The organism is Rhizobium sp. GR12 (genome assembly GCF_036596185.1).
Lineage (GTDB): Bacteria > Pseudomonadota > Alphaproteobacteria > Rhizobiales > Rhizobiaceae > Agrobacterium > Agrobacterium nepotum.
In genome coordinates, this window is record NZ_JASXTH010000007.1 from 311,395 (window position 1) to 335,946 (window position 24,552).

Below are 24,552 nucleotides of genomic sequence, written 5' to 3' on the forward strand. Positions count from 1 at the left end.
ATGGAGGATCAACCGAAAACCGTTCTGGTCACAGGTTCCACCAGCGGCATTGGGCTGGCGATTGCCAGACGTTTCGCCGAGGCGGGGTTTCTGGTCGCCGTTCATGGCATAGAGACGTCGGAGGAAGCGACGCAGGCTCTGGAGATGGTCGCTAAGGTGGCGCGGCACCGACCGGTCTATTTTTCCGCCAACCTCGCCAATTATGACGAGAGTGCGTGTCTGCCGGAAACCATCATTGCCGAGTTCGGTCACATCGACGTGCTCGTCAACAATGCCGGCATCCAGAAGGTCGCGCCGATCGACGAGTTTGATTTCGCCGATTTTTCCCGCATCGTCGCGATCTCGCTCGACAGCGCTTTTCATACGATCCGTGCAGCCTTGCCGGGTATGAAGGAACGCGGCTGGGGGCGCATCGTCAACATTGCTTCCGCACACGGATTGCGCGCCTCGCCCTTCAAGGGACCGTATGTGGCGACCAAACATGCCGTAGTGGGCCTGACCAAAAGTGTGGCGCTGGAAGTGGCAGAGCTTGGCATTACCTGCAACGCCATCTGCCCGGGTTACGTCTGGACGCCGCTTGTGGCGGCCCAGGTCGCCGATCAGGCGCGGGTGCATGGCATGAGCGAGGAGGATGTGGTGAAGAAGGTGATGCTCGCGCCGCAGCCGACGCGGCGTTTCGTGCAACCGGAGGAAGTGGCGGAGATGGCGTTTTACCTCACCGGCGATATGGCGCGTTCCATCACCGGCACGACCATTTCAATCGACGGCGGCTGGACCGCGAAGTAATTTTGCGCTCGTCTCAAGGGAGCTATCTCGACGAATTCAACGCCGTCATCCAGTGCAGTTAGGTGTCGTCCCTATGTTCGGAACAAAACTGGGACCCTGTGAATTAAACCGACAGGGTTACAGGGAGTAAGAGACATGGCCAGAGAAAATTCCAGCTATCTCCACGGTCGGGATGCTCCGAAACGTGAAACGGCGACACGCGCGCGGCAAGGATCCAGAGGTCGCCCCGTTCTCGTCATTCTGATTGTCAGCGTGTTTCTGGCGTTGGTGGTTTGGGCGGTCGTCGAATATTCGGTTTTCGAACCCGACGAAAACCTTCCGCAGAACCCGCAGACCCAGACGGCGCCGGTACCGCAGCAGCCGTCGGGGGCCGAAAGCTTCGACAACAACCCGGCGAATGGACGCCCCGTGCCGCCCGCGTCGACCGATAGAAATCCGTCTCCGCAGGACTCGACGGGCGCGCCGCAAAACCCGTGACCACCATACCGTGAAATTTTTTATGCTAAATGAATAGTTTGTATGGAACCATATCGCACCCAATTTCATTTCACGCAAAGTGACAGGAAACGGGGGTTTCATTCATGGCAGTCACCGTCACTGCGGTTCTTCTCTCGCTGATCGGCCTTGCGCTGTTCGGTTTCGGCTCTCAGCTCGTCATGCTGGGCGGGAGCCTGTACTACGTCCTTTCCGGACTGGCCTTCCTGTTGACGGCCATTCTGCTGTTCAAGCGCAACCGCGCGGCACTGCACGTCTATGCTCTTTTCATCGTCGCGACGCTCGCCTGGGCGGTCTGGGAAGTCGGCTTCGACTGGTGGCAGCTTGGCCCGCGCGGCGGCATCATCATTCTCATCGGTTTGTGGCTTCTGGTCCCGTGGGTCAGAAAACCGCTCGGTTTTTCCAGCCCGACAGGCTTGAATTACGGCCCGAATGCCTGGCCGCTTGCGCTGTCGGTTCTCGCCTCCATCGTGGTGGCGGGATATTCCATGACGCAGGATCCGCATGACAAGCCGGGCTCACTGCCTCAGGAGACGGTATCCGCCGCCCCTGTTTATGGTGGCAACGTGCCGGATGGCGACTGGCATCAATATGGCCGCACGCCCTATGGCCAGCGTTATTCGCCGCTCACCCAGGTCAATGTCGACAACGTCTCGCAGTTGAAGGAAGCCTGGCGCTACCAGACCGGTGATGTGAAGCTGCCGGATGACGTGGGGGAAACCACCTATCAGGTAACGCCGCTTAAGGTCGGCAATACGCTTTATATCTGCACGCCGCACAATTGGGCGATCGCCATCGATGCCGCCACCGGCAAGGAAAAGTGGAAATACGACCCGAATGTCGGTCTCAATCCGGACCGCCAGCACCAGACGTGCCGCGGCGTATCCTATTATGCCGAACCAAACGTCGCACAGGGCACGGTGTGCGCCGAGCGCGTTTACCTGCCGACCTCGGATGCGCGACTGATTGCGCTGGATGCTGCAACCGGTCAGGTCTGCACCTCCTTTGCCGATCAGGGTGTGTTGCATCTCGAACAGGGCATGAAATACAATCCCGCCGGTTATTATTATTCGACCTCGCCGCCCGTGATTGCGGGGGGCAAGATCATCATCGGCGGTGCGGTGAACGACAATTATTCCACGCAGGAACAGTCCGGCGTCATCCGCGCTTTCGATGTCAACACCGGTGCTCTCGTCTGGAACTGGGATTCAGGCAATCCGGCAAGGACCGAGCCGCTGGTAGCGGGCGAAACCTACACCACCAACTCGCCGAACAGCTGGTCCGTCTTCAGTTATGACGAAGGGCTGGGTCTCGTCTACATCCCGCTCGGCAATCAGGTGCCGGACCAGCTCGGTATGGGTCGCAGCGAGAATGTGGAGAAATATTCCTCCTCCATCGTGGCGCTCGATATCAATACCGGCAGGGATCGCTGGGTGCGCCAGACGGTTCACCACGATCTGTGGGATATGGATGTGCCTGCCCAGCCGGTGCTGCTCGACATCACCAAGGACGGCCAGACCGTTCCCGCACTTGTCGGTCCCACCAAGCAGGGTGACATCTACGTTCTCGACCGGCGCACCGGCGCACCGCTTCTACCGATCACGGAGGAACCGGCGCCGGGCGGTGCGATCCCTGAAGACTTCACTTCGCCGACGCAGCCGACGACGGCGCTGTCGTTCAAGCCGGAGCCGCTGCAGGAAAAGGACATGTGGGGCGTCTCCATGTTCGATCAGCTCGCCTGCCGTATCCGCTTCCACCAGCTGAACTACGAGGGTCGTTACACCCCGCCATCTCTGACCGGCTCGATCATCTATCCGGGCAATTTCGGCACATTCAACTGGGGCAGCGTCGCGGTCGATCCAGAACGCCAGGTGATGTTCGGCATGCCGACATATCTTGCCTTCACCTCGCAGCTTGTGCCGCGTGCCGACATTCCGCCCAAGGGTCAGGACGAGAAGGGTAGTGAGCAGGGTTTGAACCGCAATGACGGCGCGCCCTATGGCGTATTCATGGGTCCGTTCCTCGGTCCGCTGCAAATCCCTTGCCAGGCGCCGCCGTGGGGTTATGTGGCAGGCGCCGACCTGCGCACCGGCGATATCGCCTACAAGCACAAGAATGGCACCGTTCATGACATGACGCCGCTGCCGTTGCCCTTCAAGGTGGGTGTGCCGGGCATCGGCGGTCCGATGATCACCAAGGGTGGCGTTGCCTTCCTCGGTGCCGCCGTCGACAACTATCTGCGCGCCTACGACCTCACCACCGGCAAACAGCTATGGGAAGCACGTCTGCCGGCCGGCGGCCAAGCGACGCCCATGACCTATGCGCTGGATGGCGGCAAGCAATATGTCGTCATGGTCGCGGGCGGTCATGGTTCCGTTGGAACCAAGCCGGGCGACTATGTCATTGCCTATACCCTGCCATAGATTTCGCAGGCTTCAGGCAAATAAAAAAACCGGAATGGTCGCCCATTCCGGTTTTTGCTTGCGCGGAATGCAGACAGGATCATGCCGCTTTTTTCTGGGCGGCGGCATTGACCGATGTCTTGGCGAGTGAGGTCAATGCGTCGTCGGTCTTGGCTTCTTCCTTAAGCGTGGCATCCAGCAGGGAAACGACATTGCCGTGTCCGAGCTTTTCCGCCCAGGCCTTCAGGGTGCCATAGCGGGCGATCTCGTAGTGCTCGACCGCCTGGGCCGACGAGATGAGGCCGGCATCGAGCGCTGCTGTGCCCTTGAAATCGTCCATGATCTCCTCGCCCTCGGCGATGATGCCCTGGATCGCTTCGCAGGTCTTGCCCTGCGCCCGCTTGCCGATGATCTCGAACACCTCCTGCAGGCGTTCCACATGGCCTTGCGTTTCTTCCTTGTGTTTTTCAAATGCCTGCTTCAGCTTCGGGTCCGTCGCTGCCCGGGCCATCTTGGGCAGGGCTTTCAGGATTTGCCTTTCGGCGTAATAGATATCCTTCAGCGTGTCGTAAAACAGGTCATCGAGTTTCTTCTCGGCCATTGTTCCTTCTCCCGTGGTGTGAAAATCTGGGACGTGCGCCCCATGCGCACGGGAGACAAACCCTTCGCCGTCCTTATGGTTCCGACTCCGTTGCGCGCAACGTTTATAATTGCCGCGCGGAACCAACATGCCCTCACCGAACTTACTATGGTGAAATTTCGGGAGGAGATGCGACCTTGCCTCAAAGCCTTGCAGAAGAATTTTCCATGAATATTTCCATTCCCTTCGAGGTGCTCATTGTGCGGGTGTTCGGCGCGGTCATCCTGTGCGGCCTCATCGGTCTGGAGCGGGAATTTCACAAGAATACCGCCGGTTTGCGCACCAATATGCTGATCGGCCTTGCCGCAGTCACCTTCAGCGTCATCACCATTCACATGATGGAGACGATGGCGGAAGGTCATGAGGCCGCGCGGCTCGATCCTATCCGGCTGGTGGAGGCCGTGACGGCGGGCATCGCCTTTCTGGCGGCAGGTGTGGTCGTTTATACCAGAGGCGACGTCAAAGGTCTGACGACGGGCGCAAGCATGTGGCTGTCCGCCGCGATCGGCCTTTCCGCCGGTCTCGGCATGTGGCCGCTTGCTGTGCTTGCCGCTGGGGTCGGTATTGTCGTGCTGTGGGTGCTTCGCCGGGCGGAGGTCGCAGCCGGCATCAAGGAGGAATGACCGGCGTTAGCCAAACCGGAAGAGATCGGCGTCCGGGTCCTTGCCGCCATTGACGGCGGCGGCGATTATTTCGGCGGCGATCTGGCTGAAGGTGATGCCGTTGCCGCCGAAACCCATGACAGCATAAACGTTCCTCATGCCGGGAACCGCGCCGATCAGCGGCAGGCCGGTGACGGTTGTGCCGAAGGCTGCCGCCCAGCGGTATTCCGGCTCGCCGATATCGATACCAAGAAGCTTTTCGACCTTGCTGCGGATTGTCTCCGTTTTCGCGGCGAGCTTGCGCTTCGACTGGTAGGAGATGGGATTGTCTTCATCCTCGCCACCTGCAATCAGGCGGCCGCCACGGTCGGTGCGCAGGTAAAGATAGGGATCGGAGGCCTCCCAGACGAGGTGGCTTTTCAACCAGTCAGGTGGATCGATGCCCTTCGCACTCGCCAGCGCCCAGGTGGAAATGATCTTGTGTTTCGGGCTTTCAAGCGATTTCAGGAACTCATATCCGGTGCAGAAAACGACATTTCGGGCGGAAAGAATCCTGCCCTGTGCGGTGGCGACGACCACCTCGTCGCCGAGGTTTCTGAGATCGGTTATCTCAAGATGCGACACGATCTCGGCGCCGGCACCTGACGTGTGGCGCAACAGACCCGCCGTCAGCTGTGCGGGATTGGCGGAGGCCGAAATATCGCTGAGGATAGCTCCGGTCCGCTCGATGGCGTAGTCGTTCCTCAGCTCAGTCGGACCAAGGAAGCGAGCGGCGATCCCTGCTTCTTCACGGGCTGCCGCTTCAGCCTTCAGCGCGCGTGAACCCATGTCGTCTCCGGCGAGATAAAGCGCCTGTTTGCGTGCCATACCGCAGGAAATGCCGAGCGAGGAGACGATTTCCTCCAGACGCAGGACGGCACGTGCGGAACGCTGCCACGCCCGGTCCGCGGCGTGCCTGCCGATCATCTTTCGAAGCTCGATCAGGGGTGTGTCGATCTCATGCTGTATCATCGCGGTGCTGGCCACGCTGCTGCCCATCACCGGTTCGCTCCGGTCGACGACAAGCATGGATTGCTCCGGCCTGTGCAAGGCATGGGCCACCAGCGCGCCGCTGATGCCGGCGCCGGCGACGATGGTGTCGTAACTGTCGGCGTCCGGGGTCGTCCCGCTACGGACGCCGATGCGCGGCGTATCGGCCCACAGGGATTTTGACTGCCTGAGGTCGCGTTCCCCCGTCAGTTTCGATATCGGCATGAAATTGTCCTGAAAGGTCTCACGGCTCGGTATAGTCGGCGACGTTGGGTTTTTCCGGCTCCGTTACCTTTATTTAGCGGGGTCGATGAGGGCGATGCCGAATTCGCGGCGATAGGTGCGCCGCAATTCTGCAGGTGTTTCGCGGATGACGACTTCGAGCGTGGGCCGTACCACGCCGTTCAGAAAATGGCCGCCTTTCGTAGACCCATCGGCAAAGCCGAGGACAACATGCAGGTGCGGATTTGGCGTGTCGTTCTCATCCAGGGTAATATCGCCGAGCAGACTTAGAACCTCACTTTGCTCCGCCACCGGTATTTCCTTGTATTCCCGCGTCTGGAGATCGAAGAAGGCGAGCGTCGCTGTCGCAAAGGCGCCGATTGCGGTTAGCGAGGCGGCGTTGATGTTTTCGGTCTTGGCAAAGCGACGGATCGCTTCGAACGCCTCTTCTTCCGGGTCGATGACGAGAATGAAGGTGCGTTCCGCGCCACTTGCCAGCAATCTGCTTTTCATGGGGTCCTCCTGGAAAAGTGCCGCCGCGCGCCGGCGGCACAGGAATGGTGCAGCCTCAGGCGGCCCGGCGTTCGTGGCGGCCTTCCTCGACCTCTTCGACGATTTTACCGACGAAGGCGTCGAGATCGTCCGGGCTACGGGAGGTGACGATGCCGTGGTCTGTCACGACCTTTTCGTCTTTCCAGTTGGCGCCGGCATTTTTGAGGTCGGTCTTGATCGACCAATAGGAGGTGGCGTCGCGACCGTGCAGAGCATCCGCTTCCACCAGAAGCCAGGGGGCGTGGCAAATAGCGGCCACGACCTTGCCGGATTTGACGAAATCACGGACCACGCGCATCGCATCCTCGTCGTGGCGCAGAACATCCGGATTGATCTGGCCGCCCGGAAGGACCAATGCGTCGAAATCATCCGACCTGACGTTCCTGGCGGAGAGGTCGACGGCGATGCTGTCGCCCCAGTCCTTCTTGTCCCAACTTCTTATCTCGCCGTCCTTGATAGAGGCGATCTTTACGTTCGCGCCCTTGGCCTTCAGCTGGTCGTATGGCACGCGCAATTCGGAACGCTCATAGCCGTCCGTTGCAAGAATGACGATTTTTGCGGCGTTGATGGCAGTCATATCTGTTTCCTTCCTGTTTAGCTGGGTCAGTTTTCCTTGTCCGAGTTCATGGAGGGCAGAAAAAATTCCACATCCTTGCGACGATCCGCGTCGAGAGTTTCGATGTTCGTTCGCCAGAATGTTTCGGCTTCCGCCGGTTCATGCTCCCATTGGCGCACGAAGGTCTTGTTGTCGTCGATCATGACCTCGCGTGTGCCGCCGAGCCGCAGATATTCTTCTGCAAGTTTGCGCGTTTCGGTCTTTTCCATTTCGCGGCTCCTTATTCGTGGAAAGCGGAGACGGAGGGTGCCGGATGGGTAAGAAGCTCGGCTGCCATTTCGTTGGCCAACGGGAGAAAACGGAAAAATCCCGCTGTTCTTCAGCGCCATCGCGTCCGTTTGACACGGCGGCCCTCCTGCCGGAACAACGTGAGTTCTCCGGTATGGTTCCGCTTTTTTCGGACCGCGTCATTGCCGAGGCCCAAATGCATCGTGTGCGATTTTTGCCGGAACAAACGGGCAAGTCGCGCTGTTTTACCCGTGATGCAGGGGAGGCAGCATGGCAGCCAGACAGAGTGACGGCGAATACCACGGCAACAATGGAAACAAGGGTTTCTGGTCGATCGACTTCGGCAATTCGCCGGTTATCGGCACAGCCATCCATGACGGTCATTTCATTCGTCCCGCCGTCGTCTCGTGGATGGCTCTTTCACCCGAACAACGGCTGCGAGAAGAAGATCCTTTCACCGGCGAGATGATCGCCGGATTGACGAACCGCATCGTCGTTCATCATTCACGTTTTGAAGCCGATCTCAACCGCGCCTCCGATCAGGCGATCTATTTGAAGCCGGAACAATCCTGGGGGCTGGAGGTCTGGAAACAGACGCCGCCGGAAGAGGCCACCCGGCAATCGCTCGATTTTCATGCCGATTACTACGCGATGCTGGAAACCGTTCTCTCAACCATCGAGCGGCGACACGGGGCTTTTGTAGCGCTGGATGTGCATAGCTACAATCATCGCCGGCAAGGGGCCGCCGAGCCGCCGACGGTGCAGGCGGAAGCCCCCGATATCAATATCGGTACCTTTTCCATGGATCGCGGCCGCTGGAGCGATGTCGTCAGCGCGGTCGGCCGCCATTTGGCGTCGGCAACCATCGGCGGACGCCGTCTCGATGTTCGCGAGAATGTGGCATTTCAGGGCAAGGGGGAGCAGACCCGCTTCATTCACGAGCGTTTTGCGGAAAACGGTTGCGCCATCGCGGTCGAGTTCAAGAAGTTCTTCATGGACGAGTGGACCGGAAAACCGGATGCCCGGGTAGTGTCGGATATTCGCGCCACGATCGCCGCACTTCAGCCGGTTCTCGAAGAATGCCTGAGGTCGCGACGATGAACCTTTCCTCCGTCCGCGCCACGCCCTCGCCGATTGCCGATCTGGTGGATGATGTCGTGTCCTGCCTTGAGGCTGGCAAGGCGGTCCGCCGCGATGTCGGAAAAAACGGCAGGCTGCATATTGATCGGCCGCTGCCTTTCCTCTGCCTGCATCTGACCGGCGGCACGAAGAACCTTGCCGCCCGCGATATCGCCTCGGCCCATGCCTCCTATCTGATCGCGTCGACCATCCAGGAGGCCGCGCCGCTGATCGAGGCGGTAGGTGCTGCCATGCGGCAACGTTTCGGCGCCTTCATGGTTCTCGATATCGGCGAACTGGAGCACGACATTCTGCTTGCCGACGATTCACCTTTCCTGCCGCACTACGAGGTTTCCGTCTCGGCAACGGGTGAGCCCGAAACGCAGAATGCCCGCCGTGTTTTCATCAAGGCGGTTTGCGATGCCGAAGTGCGGTTTCGCACGCCGCGCATTACCAGGCCTGAACCGGATGCCGATCCGATCCTCAGATTTCAAAATGCCGGGCTTGATTTTCCCTGCATCAGCGTGCGATTTGCGCCGATCTACCGCCAACCGGAATCCGGCGCGGACTATCCCGGCCTGCGCGAGACGATGATCGCCGATATTTTCGATGCGGGCCTGCAGGCCTTCTCGTCATACGCTTCCGGCAAGGACGCCCTTAAGGTCACCAGTCACCGGGCGCTCGGCCGCAAGGCCTTTGTCGATGCCGTCAGGCGTGCGGACCGTTCGATCGACGACATTGTTTCTTCTTTCGATTTTCTTCTGTCGGTTACGCCGATCAATGCCCGCCGGGCCTTCGTGGAGTTTCGCGACGGCAGCTTTCAATATGCGCCGCGCCTGCTTTACCGGCCGCTTGGCGTCGATGTCGAGGAGCAGAAACGCAAGCTCTATTCCGTGGTGTTCGATCACCTGGAAGACCCGGTGCTTTATCATCTCTACCGGGAAAAACAGCGGGAGATCGATCTGCAACTGACGATGCTCGCCAGCCTGCACCATCGCACCTTCACCGATTTTTCACGCGCCCTTTATGGCGCCGTCGAACCTGCTCTTTTGACGCTGGCGCTCAGTGTGCTCGCCGATTGCCCGCGCAGGCAGGGTGATGGCGAAATCGCCATGGTCGATTGTTATGCGGTTGCCAAAAAATCGCGCGAGATGGTCGATACCTATCTGGGGGAAGAACCTGGCTTCAAGGCCCGCGTCGAAATCAGGGACGACTTGCCGCCCGGCCTGATGGTGACGGGCGAAAAGCTTCTGATTTCCCGCCACACCGTCATGGAACAGCGCCGTGTCGAAGCGCTTCTATCCCATGAAATCGGCGTGCATCTTTTGACCTATTTCAACGGCTCGTTTCAGGGCCTCAGGCTCTTCCGTACCGGCCTTTCAGGTTATGAGGGCGTGCAGGAGGGGCTGGCGGTGCTGGCGGAACATCTCGCCGGCGGCATGACGCGCGAGCGCCTGCGCCTGATTGCCGGGCGCGTCGTTGGTTGTGCGGCGATGCTGGACGGGGCGACGTTCGTGGAGACGTTCCGCATCATGACGCGCGAGCACGGTTTCGATGCGGCCGGAGCCTTCAACATGGTGCTACGCATCTATCGGGGCGGCGGTCTTTCGAAGGACGCGATTTATCTGCGCGGGCTGGCGGAGGTGCTGGAGCATCTGCGCCGGGGCGGCGCGCTCGACCCATTCTGGATGGGCAAGATCGCCGCCGCCCATTTTCCGGTCATGCAGGAGCTTGCCTTGCGCGGCCTTTTGCGCCCGCCCGGCGTACGGCCGGCTTTTCTGTTGCCCGCCAAGGCCAACGAGCGGCTGGAAAAAATACGGGCGGGATTATCCATTGCGGAACTGGCGACATTATAGGAGGGGCTTTATGCGCATCGCATTTTTCGTCAATTCGATCGAGACCGAGGGGCCGAATTTCGCAACCGGCCTGCTGGCCAGGGCGGCGCTCAATCGTGGCCATGAGGTGGTTTATCTGACGCCTGGCGATTTCACTTTGCGCTCGGACGACAGCCTGACCATACATGCGACCATGCTGCCGAAGACGAAAATCAAGAAAGGCGACACTCTCCACGCCATACTCCAGGACAAGACGCTGGAGCGGCGAACCATGGATGTGGAGGAAATCGATGCGCTGATGCTGCGCAACGATCCGTCCCTCGACCAGACGACGAGGCCGTGGGCGGTGCATGCCGGCATTTTGTTCGGGCGGCTTGCCGAACAGCGTGGCGTTGTGGTTCTGAACGATCCCGAGGGCTTAGCGCTGGCGCAGAACAAACTCTATTTTCAGAGCTTTCCCGAGATCGTCCGCCCGACAACGATCATTTCGCGCAATGTCGATGAAATTCGCGCTTTTGCCGATGCACATCCCAAGGGCGTCATCGTCAAGCCGTTGCAGGGCTCAGGCGGCAAGAACGTCTTCAAGATCGGTTCGAGCAAGGAGGCCAATCTCAATCAGATTTTCGAGGCGGTCAGTCTCGAAGGCTATCTGATCGCGCAGGCCTATCTGCCGGCGGCCAAGGATGGCGACATCCGCTTTTTCATGATGAATGGCAGACCGCTGATGCGTGACGGCCAATATGCTGCACTTCGCCGCCGGCCGGCGACAGGCGATCTGCGCTCCAACATCCATGCCAATGGCACCGCCGAGGCCGTGAAGGTGACGGACGAAATCGTCGAGCTTGCCGAAATGATGCGGCCGAAGCTCGTGGAGGACGGCATGTTTCTGGTCGGGCTCGATATCGTCGGCGACAAGATACTGGAGGTCAACGTGTTTTCGCCGGGCGGCCTTTCCAATATTCGCGACTTCACCGATATCGATTTCAGCGAAACGATCATCGAGGCCGTGGAGACCAAGATCGCCATGCAGAGCGCCTCCGGCGGCGTACTTTCCAATCGCCTGCTGGCGACGCTGTGACCTATTCTCGCGGCTCGGTCGGCTGCATGTCACGATACCAGGCGACGAGGGCCTTGATGCCCTCTTCGACCGGGGTTTGCGGCACATAGCCGGTCAGGGCCCGGAGAAGATCGGGTGAGGCGAAGGTGCGGGGAACGTCTCCCTGCTGCATCGGCAGCATGTTGCGGATCGCCTGCCTGCCGACCGCCTTTTCGACCGTCTCGACGAAGTGCATCAATTCCACCGGCTGGCCGCCGCCAATATTGACGATGCGGAAGGGTGCATGGTGTGAAAGCGTATCGGTCACGCCTTCCTGCGTCACCCGGTTTTCCTCGGACGGGATGATCTGGCTCAACCGGACGATGCCTTCGACAAGATCGTCGATATAGGTGAAGTCGCGGCTCATATTGCCCTGGCCGTAAATATCGATCGGTCTGCCGTTCGAGATGGCGTCGACGAATTTGATCGGCGCCATGTCCGGCCGTCCCCAGGGACCGTAAACCGTGAAGAAGCGGAAGGCCGTGGTCGGCAATTTATGGAGATGGGCATAGCTGTGCGCCATCAGTTCCATCGATTTTTTGGTGGCCGCATAAAGCGTCATCGGCTCGTCGGCCTTGTCGCTTTCTGCGAAAGGTATTTTCTCGTTGGCGCCGTAGATGGAGGAGGTCGATGCCAGCATCAGGTGTTTGACCTGCAGGTTCTTGGCAAGCTCCAGCATGTTCCACGATCCGATGAGATTGGAATCGATATAGGCGCGGGGGTTCTCAAGGCTGTAACGGACGCCCGCCTGTGCTGCGAGGTGAATGATGATCTCAGGTTCGGCCGCCTCCGCCGCCCGCTTCAGGGCGTCCGCATCTTCCAGCATGCCGATTTCGGCCCTGAATCCGTTGGAGCGGGAAAGAATGGCGTGGCGTTTTTCCTTGAGGCTGACATCGTAATATTTCGTCATGCCGTCGAAACCGGTCACGAAGTGGCCGGCATCTAGCAGCCGCTTCGCGACGTAGAAACCGATGAAGCCCGCCGTGCCGGTAACCAGATAACGCATGATGACTATATCCCAAATCCGTTGGTGCGTTTGCGGATGAACCGAAGCGCGAAAACCGTTCTAATGAAACTTCGAAGACGAAACCGTTACTGGCCTTTGTCAGAACCGCTCTCGTGCGGACGGCCGATCCCCGCATAGATGAAGCCATGCCCGGTGACTTCATCCACGCGGTAGATATTGCGCAGATCCACCAGCACGGGGTTTTTCATGATGGCTTTCAGGCGTGGCAGATCGAGCGCGCGGAACTGGTTCCATTCCGTCACGATCACCACGGCGTCGGCATCCTCCGCCGCCTCGTAGGGGCCGCTGGCATAGTCGACATCCTCCATGACATGGCGGGCATTCGCCATGCCTTCCGGATCGTAGCCGACCACCTTCGCACCACCATCCTGCAGGGTCTGGATGATGGCGATCGCCGGGCTGTCGCGCATGTCGTCGGTGTTGGGCTTGAAGGTCAGGCCAAGTACGGCGATCTTCTTGCCGCGCACATCGCCGCCCACCGCGTTGATGACCTTGCGGCCCATGGCGCGCTTGCGGTTGTCGTTGATGGCGATGGTGGTCTCGATCAGCCGCACGGGGGCATCATAGTCCTGCGCGGTCTTGGCGAGCGCCAGCGTATCCTTGGGAAAACAGGAGCCGCCATAGCCGGGGCCGGCATGCAGGAACTTCGAGCCGATGCGGCCATCGAGGCCGATGCCGCGCGAAATGTCCTGAACATTGGCGCCGACCTTTTCGCACAGATCCGCCATTTCGTTGATGAAGGTGATCTTCATCGCCAGAAAGGCGTTGGCGGCATATTTTATGAGTTCCGAAGAGCGTCTCGTGGTGAAGAGCAACGGCGACTGGTTGAGATAGAGCGGACGGTAAACCTCTGTCATCACCGGCCGTGCGCGTTCGTCCGAAAGGCCGACGACGATGCGGTCCGGGCGCTTGAAATCCTCGATGGCAGCACCTTCGCGCAGGAATTCCGGATTGGAGACCACGGCGAAATCGGCCGAAGGGTTTTCCTCGCGGATGATGCGCTCCACCTCGTCGCCGGTGCCGACGGGAACGGTGGATTTGGTGACGATGACGGTGAAACCGTCAAGCGCATGGGCTATTTCTTTCGCCGCCGCATAAACATAACCGAGGTCCGCGTGGCCATCGCCGCGCCGCGAGGGTGTGCCGACCGCAATGAAGACGACATCTGCACTGGCGACCGCAGAGGAAAGGTCGGTGGTGAAGTTCAACCGTCCGGCCCTAGCGTTACTGGCGACGATGGCGTCCAGGCCAGGTTCGAAAATCGGAATATGGCCGCTTTTCAGCGCTTCGATCTTTTCCGGCATCTTGTCGACGCAGATCACGTCATGGCCGAAATCGGCAAAACACGCACCGGAAACAAGGCCGACATAGCCGGCACCGATCATCACTATCCGCATTCTTTTTTCCCTTCGGTCCGTGAGGCGATGTTCGCGCGGCAATGCTCAGGCGAAATCAGCGGGTGCAATCACACCACAATGTTTAGCCGCCTTCACGCTTGCCGCCAAGCGTCACGATCAACACGGGCTAACCTCTTTCCATGACGGTGATGTGATGGCGGCGGCGGGACAAATTTGCCGCACCTTGTGGCCATTTGCATCGATGGGGTCGGATCGTCCACTTTTACCGTTTTTGCGACTTGCACTCATAGGTAGCCGGGTCTAGCCATAGGGGTGACGATCAAATCTGCCAGACTGTCTGTCCCTTAAGGGGCGTCCGGGTTGCTTTACGCGGCCGGGGTGCGCTTTGCGTTGCGGTCGATGTTCGGGGAAGTTCAATGCAAAAGGGTTTTCTGCTCGGTCTGTTCGCCTATGCGACCTTTTCCCTGGGCGATGCCACGATCAAGTCGCTCGGATCACAGATCAGTGTTTTCGAGATCGGCTTCTTCAGCATATTGTTTTCCGGCATCTTCATCTTCTTCAGTAAACCGCGCGAGGAAAGGTGGCGGGAGTTCTGGCGCATGAGCCGCCCCTTCGCCGTGCACGGGCGGGCGATTTCCGGTCTCTTTGCCGGCATTCTCGGCATCTACGCCTTCACCACCATTCCGCTCGCCGAAGCCTATGCGTTGATCTTTCTGTCGCCGCTGTTCGTGACCGTGCTGTCTGCCGTTGTTTTGAAGGAAGATATCGGGCCATGGCGCTGGGCTGCTGTTCTGGCCGGCATCGTCGGCGTTCTCCTTGTCGTGCGGCCGGGCTTCAAGTCGCTGGAACTTGGACATTTCGCCGCCATCGGCGTCGCCTTTCTGGCAGCGATGACCATCGTGTTGCTCCGTTCGCTCGCGGGCAAGGAAAAGCGCACGTCGATCATGGGCGTGCTTCTGGTCTACGGTCTCACCTTCAACGGCATTGCCTCCATCCCCGATTTCGTCATGCCCAATCCGCATCAGTTCGCCGCCTTCGCCTTCATCGGGCTTTGCACGGCAACGGGACAGATAACCTTGCTGGTCGCAACCCGGATTGCGCCGGCCAGCCAGATCGCGCCGTCGCATTATTCGCAAATCCTCTGGGCAGTAGCGATCGGCATGACCTTCTTCCACGAATATCCGGACGCGGTGGCGGTGCTTGGGCTGGGGGTCATTGCCGCATCGGGAATTCTGACGATGATCCGCGAAAAGGTAAGACTCGGCACGGTGCGCTGGAACCCGTTTTTCCGCAATCGTCTGTGACGTCGGATTATACCGGTTTGCCGACCTGATCGAGAAGCCATGTCTGAAAGGCGCTGGCAAGCACATTGTCCTGCCGTCCCTCCGGCAAGGCGACGTAATAGCTTTTGTCGGTTTGCAGCGGGATCTCGAACACGATTTCGAGGCGGCCGGAGATCAGTTCCGCCTCGATCAGATATTTTGGTAACAGGGCAAAACCGATGCCGCTTGCCGCGGCTTCGATGATCATCGAGAACTGGTCGAACCGGCTGCCTTTATAGACGTTTTCCGCCGTTACCCCATTCATCTCCAGCCATTCCGTCCACAGTTTCGGCCGTGTCGTCACATGCAGCAAAGGGTGCCCGGCAAGATCGGTGGGCCGCTCGATACGCGCGCGCTGAAGCAGCGCGGGGCTGGCGACCGGCACGATCACTTCGTTGCATAAAAAGGTGCAGGTGCCATGCGCCCAGACCGGCTGACCATAGTGAATGGCAAGGTCGAAACCTTCCTCGTCGAAATCGAAGGGGTGCGAGCGCGAGCCGATCGTGATCGCTATCTCCGGATTGGCGTCGATGAACCGGTGCAGGCGCGGCATCAGCCAGCGGCTGCCGAAAGTCGGCAGGGTGGCGACGGAAAGCGATGCGTGCGATGTTCCGGCCGAGACCGCACGCACCATCAACTGTTCGGACTGTTGCAGCAGGCGCCGCACATCCGGCAGGAATTTGCGGCCTGCTTCCGATAAAACCACGCGCCTGCGGATGCGCTCGAAAAGCTGCATTCCGGTCTGTGCCTCGAGATCGCTGATCTGCCGGCTGATCGCGCTTTGCGTGAGGTTGAGTTCTTCCGCCGCACGGGTAAAATTGCCATGCCGTGCCGCGCATTCAAACGCTTGCAGCGTGACGATATCGGGAACCAGTCTTCTGCGCGGATCCATTCCATTCTCGCATCAACTTACCCGCTTTCCTCATTGGAAAAGGGTTGTTATGCCCATATATGATTACGGGAAAGAATGAAATGCTGTTTTGCCGGTGTTGGCAAAACCTCAATTTCGTAGAACGAATGACAAATTCGGGGAAAGAAGAGCGACGGGAGTTGAAAGCGCCGTATCAAAACGGCTTTCCTCCCCTTTTAGCCAAAAGGACAATTGGACATGGATGCGACCACGAAGCTTGACGTGAAAAAGGAAGCCGCGGCCCTGCTCGACAGGATGGGCGTTGCCCGCGATCTCTATACCGGCGGTGACATGGCGTCGTTCAGCCCGGTGACGGGTGAACAGGTCGCGAGCCTCAAGACTATTTCGGTTGAGGGTGTTGCAGCCGTGGTCAACAAGGCCGATGCCGCATTCAAGGTCTGGCGCAACGTTCCGGCTCCGCGTCGTGGCGAACTGATCCGGCTTTTGGGTGAAGAGTTGCGCGCCTTCAAGGCCGATCTCGGCCGCCTTGTCTCGCTGGAAGCGGGCAAGGTCCCGTCCGAAGGTCTTGGCGAAGTGCAGGAGATGATCGATATCTGCGATTTCGCCGTCGGTCTCTCCCGCCAACTTTACGGCCTCACCATCGCCACCGAACGCCTTGGCCACCGCATGATGGAAACCTGGCATCCGCTTGGCGTTGTCGGCGTCATCTCTGCCTTCAACTTCCCCGTTGCCGTCTGGTCGTGGAACGCGGCGCTCGCGCTCGTCTGCGGCAACTCGGTGGTCTGGAAGCCTTCCGAAAAGACCCCGCTGACGGCACTTGCGGTTCAGGGCATCTTCGAACGTGCCGTCGCCCGTTTTGGCGACGCGCCGGAAGGACTGTCGCAGCTTCTGATCGGTGACCGCGCCGTCGGTGAAGCATTGGTGGATAACCCCAAGGTTCCTCTGGTTTCCGCCACCGGCTCCACCCGAATGGGCCGCGATGTCGGCCCGCGTCTGGCGAAGCGCTTCGCCCGCGCCATTCTGGAGCTTGGCGGCAACAATGCCGGCATCGTCTGCCCCTCTGCCGATCTTGACATGGCGCTTCGCGCCATCGCTTTCGGCGCCATGGGCACTGCCGGCCAGCGCTGCACCACGCTTCGCCGTCTCTTCGTGCATGACAGCGTTTACGACCAGCTCGTGCCGCGTCTGAAAAAGGCCTACGCCTCCGTTTCCGTCGGCAATCCTCTGGAAACATCGGCACTTGTCGGGCCGTTGGTCGACAAGGCGGCTTTCGAGGGCATGCAGAAGGCGCTCGACGCGGCGAAAGCGCATGACGGCGTGGTGAACGGCGGCGGGCGTGTGGATACCGGTGCGCCGGATGCCTATTATGTCAAACCCGCGCTTGTCGAAATGCCGAAACAGGCGGGGCCGGTTCTGGAAGAGACCTTCGCGCCGATCCTCTATGTCATGAAGTACAGCGATTTTGATGAGGCGATCGAGGCGCACAATGCCGTCGCTGCCGGTCTGTCGTCATCGGTCTTCACCCGCGACATTCAGGAATCGGAACGTTTCCTGTCTTCGGAAGGCTCGGATTGCGGCATCGCCAACGTCAATATCGGCACCTCGGGCGCTGAAATCGGCGGTGCCTTCGGCGGCGAAAAGGAAACCGGCGGTGGCCGCGAATCCGGCTCGGATGCGTGGAAGGCCTATATGCGCCGCGCCACCAACACGATCAACTACTCCAAGGCGTTGCCTTTGGCGCAGGGCGTGTCCTTCGATATCGAATAAATCGCTCGCAAGTTTTATTTGATCGCGACGCCGATCCACATCATGCCGGTGCAGTCCGTTCCGCGCCGGCATTTCCGTGTTAAAAGGGACCGGCGAGGGGGCGCTTGCGATGATTTGCGGGAAAGAGGTCTCTTCGCGGAATTTTATTCCTGCAATATCGCTCACATTGAATTATCCTCTCTCTATGGTTTTCATCGAAAACCCTAGCATTGCTCCATATCGCAAACCGGCACAGCGCCGGTGATAAGGAGATAAAATGCCCGTCATCACCCGTCGCGCCCTTTCCGCCAGCATTCTTGTTGCCGCCGCATTGTCCGTTCTGCCGTTGCAGGCTCAGGCGGCGGAAGAGTTGAAGATCGGTTATCAGAAAACCGGCCTGCCGGTGATTGCGAGGCAACAGGGCGTCATCGAAAAGGCGCTTGAGGCCAAGGGCGTGAAGGTTTCGTGGGTCGAGTTCACCGCTGGCCCGCCTTTGGTGGAGGCCTTGAATGTCGGCTCCATCAATGTCGGCTGGACCGGGGATGCGCCGCCAATCTTCGGTCAGTCGGCCGGTTCGGCCATCGTTTATGTCGCGGCCCTTCCCTCGAACGGCAAGGGCGAGGCGATCTTCACCAAACCTGAAAGCGGCATCAAATCGGTTGCCGATCTGAAGGGCAAGAAGGTCGGCGTCGGCAAGGGCACCAGCGCCCACAATCTGCTGGTGGCGGCAATCGAGAAAAACGGTCTGAAATTCAGCGATATCGACGTTGTGTATCTTAGCCCCGCCGATGCCGCCGCAGCCTTTGCTAGCGACAAGATCGACGCCTGGGCCGTTTGGGATCCCTTCTACGCGATTGCCGAGACCCGCTACAAGCCCGTCACGCTCGCCCGCACCAGCGAGGTCCTTAATGTGAGCACCTATTTCCTCGCCAATCGCGATTACGCCAAATCCCATGCGGACACCATCAACATCACGATCGATGCGCTGGGTGAGGCGGCCAAATGGTCCGCCGCCAACCGCGACAAGGTTGCCGCAGCACTGCATGAGGTAACAGGTGTGCCGCTGGAAGCGCAGACGCTGGCGGCCAACCGTTCGGAATTCGGCATTTCGAAGATCGATGACAAGATCATTGCCAGCCAGCAGGAAACCGCCGACCGCTTCTATCGCCTCGGCCTGATCCCGAAACAGATCAGCATCAAGGATGCCGTCTGGTCGGGCGCTACCAACTGATCCCCGGATACGGAGGCTTCGCCATGAGTATCAGAAGGCGTATAGAGGCCGGAAGCATCACGGGCTGGCTGCTTCCTGCCATCATTCTGGCGGGTTGGGAGGCAGCTTCCCGCATCGGACTTATTTCAGGAAACGTGCTTCCTGCCCCCTCCGCTGTCGCGGAAGCCTTCTGGCGGCTTTTGCTTTCGGGCGAACTGATCGCCAATATCGGCGTCAGCTCCGCCCGCGCTCTGGCCGGCTTCGCCGTTGGCGGCGCGATCGGCTTCATCTTCGGGCTGGCCAACGGCATGTCGCGGTTTTCTCGTAGCTTCACCGACACCACGCTGCAGATGATCCGAAACATTCCGCATCTGGCGCTCATCCCGCTCGTCATCCTGTGGTTCGGCATTGATGAGGAGGCTAAGCTTTTCCTCGTGGCGCTCGGGGTGTTTTTCCCGATCTACATCAACACGTTGCTCGGCATTCAGGGGGTCGATCCGCAACTGGTAGAGATGGGCCGCACCTATGGCATGTCGCCCTTCACCCTGTTCCGGCGGGTGATCCTGCCGGGTGCGCTGCCTTCCATTTTCACCGGCCTGCGTTATGCGCTTGGCATCATGTGGCTGACGCTGATCGTGGCGGAAACGATCTCTTCGTCTTCCGGCCTCGGCTACATGGCCATGCAGGCGCGCGAGTTCCTGCTGATTGATGTCGTCGTTCTGTCGATCCTCATCTATGCGCTTCTCGGCAAGTTGGCGGACAGTTTCGCCCGTTTTCTCGAAAGCATCTTCCTGCAGTGGCATCCAGCCTTCAAGAAAGTCTGAGGTAACCCATGTCGACCAGCAATGTTACGACGTTGAGACGCCCCGATGACCCGTCATCCTCACCTTCCGGGGCGGAGACCAAGGTTGAACAGCGCGGGAAGCAGAACGGCATAAAGGTCGCCTTCAGCTTCCGCAATGTGGTGAAGACCTTTGGCGACAAGCCCGTGCTGCGCGGGATCGATCTCGATGTGCGGGAAGGCGAGTTTCTGGCTGTCATCGGCAAGAGCGGCTGTGGCAAGAGTACGCTCCTGCGTATTCTGGCCGGTCTCGATGCGCCCACAAGCGGCACCGTTTCGAAAGACGCATCGAGCCGTACCCGCATGATGTTTCAGGAGCCGCGCCTTCTGCCGTGGGAGCGCATCGTAAACAATGTGTCCGTGGGCCTGACCGGCATCGCCAAAGGCGAAGCGGCGAACGAGCAGGCGCTTGCCATCCTCGAAGAAGTGGGGCTGAAGGACCGGGCGGGCGAGTGGCCCTATGTCCTGTCCGGCGGCCAGAAGCAGCGCGTGGCGCTGGCACGCGCTTTGGTAGCCCATCCGCAAATCCTGGCGCTGGACGAACCGCTTGGCGCACTCGATGCACTCACCCGCATCGAAATGCAGCTTCTGCTCGAGCGCATCTGGCGCAAGCAGAAATTCACCGCCGTCCTCGTTACGCATGATGTCTCGGAAGCCGTGGCGCTTGCCGACCGCATCGTCGTCATCGATGAAGGACGCATCGCGCTCGATCTCGATGTGAGGCTGCCGCGTCCGCGCCGTCACGGCACCGCCGACTTCGCGCGACTGGAAGAACAGGTCCTGAACCAGCTCTTCGGGCGTAGCGAGATTAGCGGATAAGGGCTGGCCGACAGGGCCGAGACCCTGCCGGATTATTATCAGCCGATGCTCATCAGGCTGGCATTGCCGCCGGCAGCCGTGGTGTTGACACTGACGGAGACCTCTTCCACCAGCCAGTCTAGATTATAGGGCTGGCTGTCGTGGGAAAGCACTTCCGTGGTGGCGGCCTGAACCAGAACCAGCGGACCGGGCAGGGCGGCGATCTTTTTGTTGATCGCAACGACACGTTCCGCATCACCCTCGATCAGCGCGCCGGCGAATGGTGCAGACTTTCCCCAATCGTCTGCCCAGACGATGCGCGAAGTGACGGTTGCCGGTAATCCGTAGATCGATTTTTCCAGTCCAGATGCATTGTCGATGACGACCGAGTTGCCGGTGGCAAGTGCTGCCGCAAGCTGCCGGTAAAGCCCCTGCTCCGTGGCCGGGATCAGCAGAATTTTGCCGCGCGGATGCAGCGCATAGACGTTGCGTTCGCCGACCGGGCCTGCCAGTTCGGTTTCGAAACCGAGGCCGGAAAGCGCTGCGGCCTGTCGTGCTGCTTCAGCCGCGACGCTCTCGCCGTTTTCATCCAGCCAGCGGGCGAGATCGACGGCCGCCTGATCCTGTTGACTGGCGACACGGTCGATTTTCGGTGCAGTTTGTGTGACGCGGCCGAGATAGAGCGGTCCGCCCGCCTTGGGACCGGTGCCGGAAAGTCCACGCCCGCCGAAGGGCTGAACGCCGACCACGGCGCCGATGATGTTGCGGTTCACATAAAGATTGCCGGCCATCACGCGGGAGAGGACGTGCTGGATCGTATCGTCAAGACGTGTATGCAGGCCGAAGGTCAGACCGTAGCCAGTGGCGTTGATCTCGTCGATCAGCCGGTCGAGATTGTCGCGCTTGAAGCGGATGACGTGCAGGACGGGCCCGAAGACCTCTTTCTTCAGATCGGCAAGCGATTTCATCTCGATGATCGTCGGTGGCACGAAGGTGCCCTTGCCGGTTTCGCCCGCAAGCGAAATCTGCTCGATCCGATGACCGAGCGCGCGCATGCTGTCGACGTGTTTTTCGATGATGCCTTTGGCTTCGGCGGTGATGACCGGGCCGACATCGACGGAGAGACGGTCGGTGCGGCCGATCCGCAATTCATGCAGCGCGCCTTTCAGCATCGTTAGCGTGCGATCCGCCACATCTTCCTGCAGGCAGAGGATACGCAGCGCCGAGCAACGCTGGCCGGCACTGTCGAAGGCGGAGGCGATGACGTCGGCGACGACCTGCTCGGCGAGCGCGGAGGAATCGACGACCATGGCGTTCTGGCCGCCGGTCTCGGCAATCAGGGGAACCGGCTGGCCATTGGCCAGAACCCGACCGGCAAGCTGGCCCTGAATGAGCCGCGCTACTTCCGTGGAGCCGGTGAACATCACGCCCGCCGTAAGGGCGGAGCCGACGAGGGCGGCACCGGTTTTGCCATCGCCCGGAAGAAGCTGCACGGCGTCCTGCGGAATACCAGCCTCATGCAGCAGGCGCACGCCTTCAGCGGCGATCAGCGGGGTTTCTTCGGCGGGTTTTGCCAACACCGGATTGCCGGCAACCAGTGCTGCCGTTACCTGACCGATGAAGATGGCGAGCGGGAAGTTCCATGGACTGATGCAGACGACCGGGCCGAGGGGTGGCTGGCCGTCTTTGAAGGTCTTGCGGGCCTCCGCTGCGTAATAACGCAGGAAGTCGATCGCTTCGCGCACCTCGGCAATCCCGTTCGGCATGGATTTTCCTGCCTCGCGCATGATAAGGCCGAGCAGGGTCGGCATCTCAGCCTGCATCTGGTCGGCAGCGCGTTCCAGGCAGGCGGCGCGCTCGTCTACCGGTTTGGAAGACCAGTTGGAGGCAGCGGCCCGCTGCATCGCCGCTTCAACATCGGCCTCTGTCGGTTCGCTCACGTAGCCGACAATGTCACTATGATCGCCGGGGTTGAGAACCGGGCGTGTCTTGCCGCCCGCCTGTGGTGCTGCGGCCTTCCACTCTGTCGCTGTACTCGCCGTCAGGATGTTGTCCAGCACGGCAAGTGTCGTTTCGCTGGAAAGATCGAGACCAGCGGAATTTATCCGTTCGGGGCCGAAGAGATCTGCGGGCGCGGCAATGCGATCATGCCGGGCGCCGGGAACAGGGTAAGCCTTGACCACGTCGACCGGGTCTTCCAGCAAGGAAGCCACCGGTACGGCGGGATCGGCGATGCGGTTGACGAAGGAAGAGTTGGCGCCGTTTTCCAGCAGGCGGCGGACGAGATAGGCGAGCAGCGTTTCATGGGTGCCGACCGGCGCATAAAAGCGGCAGGGGCGGTCGAGTTTCTTTTTGCCGACGACTTCACTGTAAAGCGGTTCGCCCATGCCGTGCAGGCACTGGAACTCGTAGTCGCCGAGTTTGAAGCCAGGGCCGGCGAGGTGGTAGATCGTCGCCATGGACTGCGCATTGTGGGTCGCAAATTGCGGAAACACGACGTCACGCGCGGCGAGCAACTTGTTGGCGCAGGCGATATAGGAGACGTCGGTATGCACCTTCCGGGTGAATACCGGGAAGTCTTCCAGCCCGTCCACCTGCGCGCGCTTGATTTCCGCATCCCAATAGGCGCCCTTGACCAGGCGCACCATGATGCGGCGGCCGGCGCGGCGGGCGAGATCGATGATGTAATCGAGAACGAAGGGGCAGCGGCGGCCGTAGGCCTGTACGACGAAACCGAGGCCGTCCCAGCCGGCGAGATCCTTGTCGAGCGCCAGCTCCTCCAGAAGATCGAGCGACAGCTCCAGCCGGTCGGCTTCCTCGGCGTCGATATTGAGGCCGATATCGTATTTCTTGCTGAGCAGCATCAAAGATTTGACGCGTGGCACAAGCTCCGCCATCACCCGCTCGGCCTGGGCGCGGGCATAACGCGGATGCAGCGCCGAAAGCTTGATGGAGATGCCCGGGCCGCCATAGACGCCGCGCCCTGCGGAGGCCTTGCCGATGGCGTGGATGGCGTTTTCGTAATCCCTGTAATAGCGCTCCGCATCCTTTGCCGTCGTCGCGGCTTCGCCGAGCATATCGTAGGAATATTGAAAGCCCAGCTCCTCCAGCGGTTTCGAACGCTTGAGCGCTTCGCCGATCGTCTCGCCGGTGACGAATTGCTCGCCCATCATGCGCATGGCCATGTCGACGCCGCGACGGATGACGGGTTCGCCCGCGCGTGCGATCAGCTTGCTCAGCGCCGCCGAAAGACCGCTGTCATTGACTGTCGAGGTGAGCTTGCCGGTGATGACGAGGCCCCAGGTGGCGGCATTGACGAACAGCGAGCGCCCGCCGCCGATATGGGATCTCCAGTCGCCGCGTGCGATCTTGTCACGGATCAGCGCATCGCGGGTCGCGGTATCGGGAATGCGCAATAGCGCTTCGGCAAGGCACATCAGAGCCACGCCCTCGTGACTGGAGAGCGAATATTCCTGCACCAGCCCTTCGACGCCTGTGCCCTTGGTTTTGGCGCGCAACGCCTCGATCAGCTTGGTCGCCGTGGTGCGAATGGCGCTCGCCTGCTCGGGAGTGACGGTCGCCGCCTCGATCAGGGGCGCCAGGCATTCTTCCTCGGGGCGGCGGTAGGCGGCGGTGATCGCCTTCCGCAGCGGGCTCTGTTCGCGCACGGGCGGTGCAAAATTCTGGAAAATGCCGTTCATGGCCTGCTGCGGGTTTACATCGGCTTTGCTTGCACCATCGGCCATTCTGAAAATCC

The 24,552-nt window shown here is 60.2% G+C and carries 21 protein-coding genes; 12 read left to right on the forward strand and 9 right to left on the reverse strand.

The window, feature by feature from the left end:
- From QSK43_RS14765 to QSK43_RS14775, 3 genes are all read left to right on the forward strand, one after another.
- The gene (locus tag QSK43_RS14765) at positions 1-786 is read left to right on the forward strand and encodes a 3-hydroxybutyrate dehydrogenase (protein WP_332304051.1); all 786 of its coding nucleotides are present in this window, start codon (positions 1-3) and stop codon (positions 784-786) included.
- 135 nt (positions 787-921) lie between these two features.
- Positions 922-1,263 (forward strand): hypothetical protein, encoded by a 342-nt coding sequence (locus QSK43_RS14770; protein ID WP_332304052.1) that lies wholly within the window; start codon positions 922-924, stop codon positions 1,261-1,263.
- Between the two features lie 104 nt (positions 1,264-1,367).
- Positions 1,368-3,704: a glucose/quinate/shikimate family membrane-bound PQQ-dependent dehydrogenase gene (locus tag QSK43_RS14775; protein ID WP_332304053.1), complete on the forward strand. Its 2,337-nt coding sequence runs from the start codon at positions 1,368-1,370 to the stop codon at positions 3,702-3,704.
- A gap of 79 nt (positions 3,705-3,783) precedes the next feature.
- Here the strand turns inward: QSK43_RS14775 and QSK43_RS14780 are convergent, their stop codons facing one another.
- A complete protein-coding gene (locus tag QSK43_RS14780; RefSeq protein WP_332304054.1) occupies positions 3,784-4,284 on the reverse strand; it encodes a YciE/YciF ferroxidase family protein in 501 nt (166 codons plus the stop codon).
- A 176-nt stretch (positions 4,285-4,460) separates the two neighbouring features.
- Between QSK43_RS14780 and QSK43_RS14785 the strand changes: the two genes are divergently transcribed.
- Entirely contained in the window at positions 4,461-4,946 is a 486-nt protein-coding gene (locus QSK43_RS14785) for an MgtC/SapB family protein (protein ID WP_425961130.1), read from the forward strand.
- A 6-nt stretch (positions 4,947-4,952) separates the two neighbouring features.
- Here the strand turns inward: QSK43_RS14785 and QSK43_RS14790 are convergent, their stop codons facing one another.
- The 4 genes from QSK43_RS14790 to QSK43_RS14805 all read right to left on the reverse strand — a co-directional run bounded on the left by QSK43_RS14790 (position 4,953) and on the right by QSK43_RS14805 (position 7,553).
- On the reverse strand, positions 4,953-6,179 hold the full coding sequence (locus QSK43_RS14790; RefSeq protein WP_332304056.1) for an NAD(P)/FAD-dependent oxidoreductase: 1,227 nt from the start codon (positions 6,177-6,179) through the stop codon (positions 4,953-4,955).
- Between the two features lie 69 nt (positions 6,180-6,248).
- A complete protein-coding gene (locus tag QSK43_RS14795) occupies positions 6,249-6,689 on the reverse strand; it encodes a PPC domain-containing DNA-binding protein (protein ID WP_332304057.1) in 441 nt (146 codons plus the stop codon).
- Between the two features lie 55 nt (positions 6,690-6,744).
- Positions 6,745-7,305, reverse strand: coding sequence for a type 1 glutamine amidotransferase domain-containing protein (locus QSK43_RS14800; RefSeq protein WP_332304058.1), 561 nt, complete (start codon positions 7,303-7,305; stop codon positions 6,745-6,747).
- Positions 7,306-7,331: 26 nt separating this feature from the next.
- Positions 7,332-7,553 (reverse strand): hypothetical protein, encoded by a 222-nt coding sequence (locus QSK43_RS14805; RefSeq protein ID WP_045016604.1) that lies wholly within the window; start codon positions 7,551-7,553, stop codon positions 7,332-7,334.
- A 289-nt stretch (positions 7,554-7,842) separates the two neighbouring features.
- Between QSK43_RS14805 and QSK43_RS14810 the strand changes: the two genes are divergently transcribed.
- From QSK43_RS14810 to QSK43_RS14820, 3 genes are read left to right on the forward strand one after another with little or no spacing between them, the layout of a single operon-like run.
- Positions 7,843-8,673 carry an N-formylglutamate amidohydrolase gene (locus QSK43_RS14810; protein ID WP_332304059.1) on the forward strand — a complete coding sequence of 277 codons (831 nt, stop codon included), beginning with the start codon at positions 7,843-7,845 and terminating at the stop codon, positions 8,671-8,673.
- On the forward strand, positions 8,670-10,547 hold the full coding sequence (locus QSK43_RS14815) for a flavohemoglobin expression-modulating QEGLA motif protein (RefSeq protein WP_332304060.1): 1,878 nt from the start codon (positions 8,670-8,672) through the stop codon (positions 10,545-10,547). Before QSK43_RS14810 ends, QSK43_RS14815 begins: the two co-directional genes overlap by 4 nt.
- A gap of 10 nt (positions 10,548-10,557) precedes the next feature.
- Complete coding sequence (locus tag QSK43_RS14820; RefSeq protein ID WP_332304061.1) at positions 10,558-11,604, forward strand: glutathione synthase; 1,047 nt, start codon at positions 10,558-10,560, stop codon at positions 11,602-11,604.
- 1 nt (position 11,605) lies between these two features.
- Here QSK43_RS14820 and QSK43_RS14825 read toward each other — a convergent pair whose 3' ends face one another.
- Positions 11,606-12,628 carry an NAD-dependent epimerase gene (locus tag QSK43_RS14825; protein WP_332304062.1) on the reverse strand — a complete coding sequence of 341 codons (1,023 nt, stop codon included), beginning with the start codon at positions 12,626-12,628 and terminating at the stop codon, positions 11,606-11,608.
- A gap of 86 nt (positions 12,629-12,714) precedes the next feature.
- Positions 12,715-14,046 carry a UDP-glucose dehydrogenase family protein gene (locus tag QSK43_RS14830; RefSeq protein ID WP_332304063.1) on the reverse strand — a complete coding sequence of 444 codons (1,332 nt, stop codon included), beginning with the start codon at positions 14,044-14,046 and terminating at the stop codon, positions 12,715-12,717.
- 377 nt (positions 14,047-14,423) lie between these two features.
- Here QSK43_RS14830 and QSK43_RS14835 point away from each other — a divergent pair, with 377 nt between their 5' ends.
- Positions 14,424-15,311 (forward strand): DMT family transporter, encoded by an 888-nt coding sequence (locus QSK43_RS14835; protein WP_332304064.1) that lies wholly within the window; start codon positions 14,424-14,426, stop codon positions 15,309-15,311.
- 7 nt (positions 15,312-15,318) lie between these two features.
- Here QSK43_RS14835 and QSK43_RS14840 read toward each other — a convergent pair whose 3' ends face one another.
- Positions 15,319-16,221, reverse strand: coding sequence for a LysR substrate-binding domain-containing protein (locus tag QSK43_RS14840; protein ID WP_332304065.1), 903 nt, complete (start codon positions 16,219-16,221; stop codon positions 15,319-15,321).
- Between the two features lie 216 nt (positions 16,222-16,437).
- Here QSK43_RS14840 and amaB point away from each other — a divergent pair, with 216 nt between their 5' ends.
- The 4 genes from amaB (at position 16,438) to QSK43_RS14860 (ending at position 20,816) form a co-directional block, all read left to right on the forward strand.
- Positions 16,438-17,967 (forward strand): L-piperidine-6-carboxylate dehydrogenase, encoded by a 1,530-nt coding sequence (amaB, locus tag QSK43_RS14845; RefSeq protein WP_332304066.1) that lies wholly within the window; start codon positions 16,438-16,440, stop codon positions 17,965-17,967.
- A gap of 256 nt (positions 17,968-18,223) precedes the next feature.
- Positions 18,224-19,177, forward strand: coding sequence for an aliphatic sulfonate ABC transporter substrate-binding protein (locus QSK43_RS14850; protein WP_332304067.1), 954 nt, complete (start codon positions 18,224-18,226; stop codon positions 19,175-19,177).
- A gap of 23 nt (positions 19,178-19,200) precedes the next feature.
- A complete protein-coding gene (locus QSK43_RS14855) occupies positions 19,201-19,980 on the forward strand; it encodes an ABC transporter permease subunit (protein WP_332304068.1) in 780 nt (259 codons plus the stop codon).
- Positions 19,981-19,988: 8 nt separating this feature from the next.
- Positions 19,989-20,816 carry an ATP-binding cassette domain-containing protein gene (locus QSK43_RS14860; RefSeq protein WP_332304069.1) on the forward strand — a complete coding sequence of 276 codons (828 nt, stop codon included), beginning with the start codon at positions 19,989-19,991 and terminating at the stop codon, positions 20,814-20,816.
- 38 nt (positions 20,817-20,854) lie between these two features.
- Here the strand turns inward: QSK43_RS14860 and putA are convergent, their stop codons facing one another.
- Positions 20,855-24,541, reverse strand: a complete 3,687-nt coding sequence (putA, locus tag QSK43_RS14865) for a trifunctional transcriptional regulator/proline dehydrogenase/L-glutamate gamma-semialdehyde dehydrogenase (RefSeq protein ID WP_332304070.1) — start codon at positions 24,539-24,541, stop codon at positions 20,855-20,857.
- Positions 24,542-24,552 lie beyond the last annotated feature (11 nt).